The 6,679-nt window shown below is 74.3% G+C and carries 6 protein-coding genes; 1 reads left to right on the forward strand and 5 read right to left on the reverse strand.

Going from position 1 to position 6,679, the window contains the following annotated elements; all coding sequences use genetic code 11:
• From AB0O67_RS35835 to AB0O67_RS35850, 4 genes are all read right to left on the reverse strand, one after another.
• Window positions 1-678 (reverse strand): fructose PTS transporter subunit IIA (locus AB0O67_RS35835; RefSeq protein WP_365459808.1); only part of this gene is annotated, 678 nt, incomplete at its 3' end.
• A gap of 244 nt (window positions 679-922) precedes the next feature.
• The gene (pfkB, locus tag AB0O67_RS35840) at window positions 923-1,870 is read right to left on the reverse strand and encodes a 1-phosphofructokinase (protein ID WP_365459811.1); all 948 of its coding nucleotides are present in this window, start codon (window positions 1,868-1,870) and stop codon (window positions 923-925) included.
• Complete coding sequence (locus AB0O67_RS35845) at window positions 1,867-2,628, reverse strand: DeoR/GlpR family DNA-binding transcription regulator (RefSeq protein ID WP_365459814.1); 762 nt, start codon at window positions 2,626-2,628, stop codon at window positions 1,867-1,869. Before AB0O67_RS35845 ends, pfkB begins: the two co-directional genes overlap by 4 nt.
• A 186-nt stretch (window positions 2,629-2,814) precedes the next feature.
• Window positions 2,815-4,347, reverse strand: a complete 1,533-nt coding sequence (locus AB0O67_RS35850; RefSeq protein ID WP_365459817.1) for an MFS transporter — start codon at window positions 4,345-4,347, stop codon at window positions 2,815-2,817.
• 62 nt (window positions 4,348-4,409) lie between these two features.
• Here AB0O67_RS35850 and AB0O67_RS35855 point away from each other — a divergent pair, with 62 nt between their 5' ends.
• Window positions 4,410-5,384: a WYL domain-containing protein gene (locus AB0O67_RS35855; RefSeq protein ID WP_365459820.1), complete on the forward strand. Its 975-nt coding sequence runs from the start codon at window positions 4,410-4,412 to the stop codon at window positions 5,382-5,384.
• Window positions 5,385-5,610: 226 nt separating this feature from the next.
• Here the strand turns inward: AB0O67_RS35855 and AB0O67_RS35860 are convergent, their stop codons facing one another.
• Window positions 5,611-6,207: a TetR family transcriptional regulator gene (locus AB0O67_RS35860; RefSeq protein WP_365459823.1), complete on the reverse strand. Its 597-nt coding sequence runs from the start codon at window positions 6,205-6,207 to the stop codon at window positions 5,611-5,613.
• Window positions 6,208-6,679 lie beyond the last annotated feature (472 nt).

Below are 6,679 nucleotides of genomic sequence, written 5' to 3' on the forward strand. Positions count from 1 at the left end.
GCCGACGCCCTCGCCGGTGCCGGTGGTGGCCGCGGCGGCGGTGCCGGTGGTGTCACCCGTGGCGGCTCCGGGAGAGGCCGCTCCCGGAGCCGCCACGGAGTCCTCGGAGACGGCCTCGGAAACCGTGCCGGAGGCCGTCTCGGGAACCGCGCCGGACGCCGCCTGCGAAACCATGCCGGAGGCCCTACCGGACGCCGTGGCGGGCGCCGCCTCACCGGCGGGCGCGGACACCGGTGTCTCGTCCCCGCGGATGAGCGCCGCCGCGGCCGCCGGGTCCCCGACCGCCCGCAGCGCGTCCGTGAACTCGGCGTTCATCAGCTGGCGGGCCAGCGACGACAGGATCGCGAGGTGGGCGTCGTCGGCGCCGGCGGGCGCGGCGATCAGGAAGATCAGGTCGGCTGGGCCGTCCGCCGCACCGAAGTCGATCCCGGCGGCGCTGCGCCCGAAGGCGAGCGTCGGCTCGGTGACGTGCTCGCTGCGGCAGTGCGGGATGCCGATGCCGCCGTCGAGGCCGGTCGGCATCTGCGCCTCACGGGCGGCCACGTCCGCGAGGAATCCGTCCAGGTCGGTCACCCGGCCCTGGGTCACCATGCGCTCGGCGAGGGCGCGTGCCGCCGCTTCCCTGGTGTCGGCGGACAGGTCGAGATCGACCAGGTCCGCGGTGATCATGTCGCTCATCGCGGGCTCCTTCGCACGCGTATCGCCCGTGAGGTGCGGTGGGCGGGGGCGGTGGTGGGGACGGGGCTGGGGACGGGGGTGGTGGGCGGTGCGGGGGTGGTGGCGGAGGCGGGACCGGGGAAGCCCCGTCTCCGCGGGACGGCAGGGCGGCTGAGGGTGCCCTGCCGGCCGACGGCCGCGGCGAGTAAGGGTGCGCCCCGCCGCACACCGGCCGGTTCCGCCGGGCGGAACGCCGTACGCGCGCTCATGACACGGGCTCCTTCAGCTCGCGGTCGACGGGCACGTCCGAGGCGACCGTCACCGCGGCCGGGTCCAGGTCGCCCGGCGTGGGCATCACGCTGCCGGGCAGTTGTACGGCGGCCGCGCCGTGCGCGACGGCGGAGGCGAGCGCCTCCGGGCCGCTCCCGCCGGCGATCAGGAAGCCGGCGAGCGAGGCGTCGCCGGCGCCCACGTTGGAGCGCACGACGTCCACGCGGGCACTGCCGAACCAGACGCCGACGTCGTCCACCAGCAGCTGGCCGTCGGCGCCGAGGCTGGCCAGCACGGCGCGTGCGCCCCGCTCGCGCAACTCCTCGGCCGCCTTCACCGCGTCGCCCACCGTCGCCAGCGGCCGGCCGACGGCCTCCGCGAGTTCCTCGGCGTTCGGCTTCACCACGTCGGGCCGCTCCCGCAGCGCCTCCAGCAGAGCGCGCCCCGAGGTGTCCAGCGCGATCCGGGCGCCCCCGGCGTGCGCGCGGGCGACCAGCTCGGCGTACCAGGAGGGCGCGAGCCCGCGCGGCAGGCTTCCGCAGCAGGCGATCCAGTCGGCGTCCCGGGCCTGGGCGCGCACCGTTCCGAGGAGCAGTTCCCGCTCCCGGGCCGACAGTTCGGGACCGGGTGCGTTGATCTTGGTGAGGACGCCGTCCGCCTCCGCGAGGGCGATGTTCGAGCGGGTGGCGCCCGCGACGGGGACCGGCGCGACCTCTATGCCCTGCGCGTCGAGCAGCTCGGCGACGACCGCGCCCGGCGCGCCGCCCAGGGGCAGTACCGCCACCGTGCGCCGTCCGGCGGCCGCGACGGCCCGCGAGACGTTCACACCCTTGCCGCCGGGGTCCATGCGCTCGCCGGTGGCGCGGATGACCTCCCCGCGCTCCAGGGCGGGGACCTCGTAGGTGCGGTCGAGGGAGGGGTTGGGGGTGACGGTGAGGATCATGCGCGCACCACTTCCGTGCCGCCGCCCTCGATGGCGGTGGCGTCCTCGGGGCTCAGCTCGTCGTCCGTGATCAGCAGGTCCACGTCGGCCAGGTCACCGAAGCGGGCGAAGTGCTCCTGGCCGTGCTTGGAGGAGTCGGCGAGCAGCACCACCCGGCGGGCGGCGGCGAGGGCCGCGCGCTTGACGGCGGCCTCGGCGAGGTCGGGGGTGGTCAGGCCGTGCTCGGTGGAGAAACCGTTGGCCGCCACGAACGAGACGTCGGCCCGGATCTCGCCGTAGGCCCGCAGTGCCCAGGCGTCCACGGCGGCGCGGGTGCGGTGCCGGACGCGTCCGCCGACGAGGTGGAGCTGGATGCCGGGGTGGTCGGCGAGACGGGCCGCGATCGGCAGGCTGTGGGTGACGACGGTGAGCGAGGCCTCCAGCGGGATGGCCGCGGCGAGGCGGGCCACCGTCGTACCGGCGTCGAGGATCACCGTGCCCTCGGTGGGCAGTTCGGCGAGGGCCGCCTTGGCGATGCGGTCCTTCTCGTCGGCGGCCGTGGACTCGCGCTCGGTGAGGTCCGGCTCGAAGTCGAGGCGGCCGACGGGGATGGCACCGCCGTGCACCCGGCGGACGAGGCCGGCGCGATCGAGGGCCTTCAGGTCGCGGCGGATCGTCTCCGCCGTGACCTGGAACTCCTCGGCGAGCGACACGACGTCCACCCGGCCGCCGTCGCGGGCGAGCCGGAGGATCTCCTGTTGCCGCTCCGGTGCGTACATGCCCGTTCGCCTCCAACCTGTGCCCGAACGTGTGGTTTCAGGCGAAGGCTACGCCTGGACATCGGGGGAAGTAAACAGGTTCGGACTTTAATCGGGCATGAACGGACTTCACTGGCGCTCCACGGCCAGGGGGCCCGGCACCTCGGTGCCGGGCCCCGCGCGAGACGCCGCCGCCGTCCGGGCCGCTCAGTGCACCAGCTCCGCCTCCTTCGCCACCACCGCGGCCGGCCCGTCCACAGCGCCCTCCACGTGCTGTGCGGGCCTCCTCGGCAGGGCGAACATCAGCAGGAAGATCACCACCATCACGCCGGCGACCCAGCCCAGCGCGTTCTGGAAGCCGTCCACGAACGCCGGACCAGGCTGTCCGGCCTTCGCCATCCGGTCGTCGACCACGCCGAAGAACACCACGGACACGAGCCCCAGTCCGAGCGCGTTGCCCATCTGCTGCACCGTGCTGATCAGCCCGGACGCGGAACCGGCGTGCTCACGCGGCACCTCGGAGAGGATCGCGTCGGTCAGCGGGGCGACGATCAGGCCCATGCCGGCGCCCATCACGACCAGCGGCAGGGCCATCTGCCAGGAGGCGATACCGAGGCCGTACCGCTCGGACTCCCAGATGTACAGTCCCAGCCCGGCCGCCATCACCAGGGCGCCGGCCTGGAGCACACCCCGCCCGAAGCGCGGCACCAGCTTCTGCACCGACACCCCGGCCGCGACCGACACCGCGATCGAGAAGGGCACGCCGGTCAGACCGGCCCGCAGCGCGCTCCAGCCGAGGCCGATCTGCATGTACAGGGTCCAGACCAGGAAGAACACCCCGAGCCCGACACCGAAGACGGTCTGCACGGCGATACCCGCGGCGAAGCTCTTGACCTTGAACAGCGACAGTTCGATCAGCGGGGAGCCGTCCCGCGCCGCCTTGCGCCGCTCGTACGCCACCAGCGCCGCGAAGACGACGAGCGCGCCGCCCATCGAGACGTACCCCCACAACGGCCAGCCCAGCTCGCGGCCGCGGGTCAGCGGGTACAGCAGCATCAGCAGGCCCAGCGTCACCAGGACGACACCGACCACGTCCAGCTTGAGGGCGTGCGGCGCCCTGGACTCGGTGATGAAGCGACGGCCCAGGATCAGGCCCGCGATGCCGACCGGGAGGTTGATCAGGAAGATCGGGCGCCATTCGAGGCCGAAGAGGTTCCACTCGGTCAGCAGGGCGCCGAGCAGCGGGCCGGAGACCGCGCCGAGACCGACGACCGCACCGAACAGGCCGAAGACCTTGCCGCGTTCGTGCGCCGGGAAGGTGGCGTGCACGATCGCCAGGACCTGCGGCACCATCAGCGCCGCCATCGCGCCCTGCAGGATGCGGGAGGCGACCAGCATCTCCGGGTTCGCGGCGAGCCCGCACAGCGCGGAGGCGACGGTGAAGCCGCCGATGCCGATCAGGAAGACGCGCCTGCGGCCGTGGATGTCGCCCAGGCGGCCGCCGGTGATCAGGCCCGCGGCGAAGGCGAGCGCGTAACCGGCGGTGATCCACTGGATCTGGCTGAAGGAGGCGCCCTCGTCGCGCTGGATCGACGGGATCGCGATGTTCACGATCGTGACGTCGACGAGGTCCATGAAGGCGGCGGTCATCACGATCGCGAGCGCGAACCAGCGGCGCCGATCCGGTATGGACGGCGCGGCGGGCCGGGGCCGGGGCAAAGAGGTCTCGGTGGAGGTCATGGCTTCACGCTAGGTCCGTAATAGGTCAGATCCCGTCCTATTTCTGCGGCATCCTCGGACTCATGACGACGGACACTCCGGCTCGGCTCCTTCAGTTGCTCTCCCTCCTCCAGACGCCCCGCGAATGGCCCGGCGGCGAGCTCGCCGACCGGCTCGGGGTCTCGCGGCGCACGGTGCGGCGGGACGTCGACCGGCTGCGGGAGCTCGGCTATCCCGTGCAGGCGTCCAAGGGCGCGGACGGCGGCTACCGGCTCGTCGCGGGCAAGGCCATGCCGCCCCTCGTCCTCGACGACGAGGAGGCGGTGGCGATCGCCGTGGGCCTGCGGGCCGGGGCGGGGCACGCGCTGGAGGGCGTGGACGAGGCGTCCGTACGGGCGCTGGCCAAGCTGGAGCAGGTGCTGCCGAGCCGGCTACGGCACCGGGTGGCGACCCTGCAGACCGCGACCACCGCACTGACCAGCGGCGACGGCCCGTCGATCGCGCCGGAGACGCTGATCGTGATGGCGTCGACGGTGGCCGGCCAGGAGCGGCTGCGGTTCGCGTACCGGGCCGGGGACGGCAGCGAGTCCCGGCGCCTGACGGAGCCGTACCGGCTGGTGTCCACCGGGCGGCGCTGGTATCTCGTCGCCTACGACCTCGGGCGCGAGGACTGGCGCACCTTCCGCGTCGACCGGGTGAGCGAGCCGTTCGCGACCGGCGCGCGGTTCACACCGCGGGAGCTGCCGACGGGGAGTGCGGCGGAGTACCTGCGCCAGTCGATCCGGCGCCGGCAGGAGACGTACGAGGTCGGCGTCACGTTCGACGCGCCCGCCGAGGTCGTCGCGGCCCGGCTGCGGGGGTGGCTGGGCGCGCCCGAGCCGCTCGACGGGTCCCGGTGCGCGGTGCGGGGCGGTACGGCCGATCCGCTGGAGTGGGTGGCGGCGCGGCTGGCGATGGTGGGGTGCGAGTTCACGGTGCGTGCGCCCACGGAACTCGTGGACCACGTCCGCGAGCTGGGGGGCCGGCTGAGCCGGGCGGCGGGGGGTGAGGGACGGTGAGGTGAGGCATGGGCCGGGACGCTGAGGTGAGGACGGCAGGGGCGAGCGGCGAGGCGAGGACAGCAGGGGCGGGGGGCGCGGTGAGGGCGGCAGGGGACGGGCGGCGAGGCGAGGACAGCAGGGGGCGGGGGCGCGGTGAGGCAGCAGGGGGCGGGCGGTCCGGTGAGGACAGCAGGGGGCGGCGGTGCGGTGAGGGAAGCGCGGGGCGGGGCGGAACACCGGGGACTCACGTCCACCGGAAGTCTTGCAGCGCCCTCAGATTGCGCAGTGCCAGTTCCGCCGGCCCCTCCGGTCCCGCCGCCGGGGCGGTCCCGGCCGACCACGACTCCACCGCCACCCGTACGGCCGCGCTCGCGACCGCCGCGGTGAGCCGCAACTCCGGCGACACGCTCGCGGCAACGTTGTCGTCACCCTCGGTGACCTCGGGCGCCCGCTCCACGAGTGCCGTCACCAGCGTGTCCTCCGAGGCCCGGCACACCTCGGCCCACACCCTGCGCAGGGCCGGACTCGCCTCGGCCATCCGGATCAGCGTGCGCACCCACTCCCACGACGGCGCCGACACCCCCACGCCCGGCGTCAGCGTGTGCCGTACGGCGTGCTCCAGGGCCTGCGGGAGGGATAGCCCGGCCGGGGCCCGGCGGACGGCTTCCACCCAGCGCTGGGCGCCGGCCGCGTAGAGGGGGGCGACGGCCTCCTCCTTGGAGGCGAAGTATCGGTAGAAGGTGCGCGGCGCGATGCCCGCGGCCTGCGCGATGTCCTCCGCGCGGGTGGCCCGCAGCCCGTGCCGGGCGAAGAGACCCGCCGCCGCGCGGGCGATCTCCATCCGGGTCTCCGCCTTGCGCCGTTCGGTCAGGGAGGAGGACGGCGACGAGGGCCGGGAGTGCTCTGCTGGGGTGGTGCTGCTCACGTCGGCAGGCTATGCCCATGTGGCACAATCTGCCATCCCGGCGGGCCACCCCGTGGTTCAGGTACGGGGTGCCCCGCCGCCCAGGCATGTCCGCGACCGGCCCGATGGCCGCGCGACGGGGAAAAGAGCCGGGCCCCGACGCCCGGGGGAAGGCGCCGAAGCCCGGCTCAGGGAGGTCCCGGCGCCGGGGGGAGTGCGTCGGGACGTGGCTTGTGGTGTGGCGTAGGGCAGTTGCTGGTCACGGACGGTGCCGTGCGTCGGACCGTGGAGGCCGCCGGTGCCCGGGGGTCTCACCCTCGGGCCCGAACTCTCGTGCCCTGATGTCTTTTTCCCGGGACGGCGCTTTTGAAGCGGCGTTACACAGCCATGTTCACGCGGGCCTTCGCCC

It is taken from the genome of Streptomyces sp. NPDC086077, assembly GCF_040686175.1.
Taxonomy (GTDB): domain Bacteria; phylum Actinomycetota; class Actinomycetes; order Streptomycetales; family Streptomycetaceae; genus Streptomyces.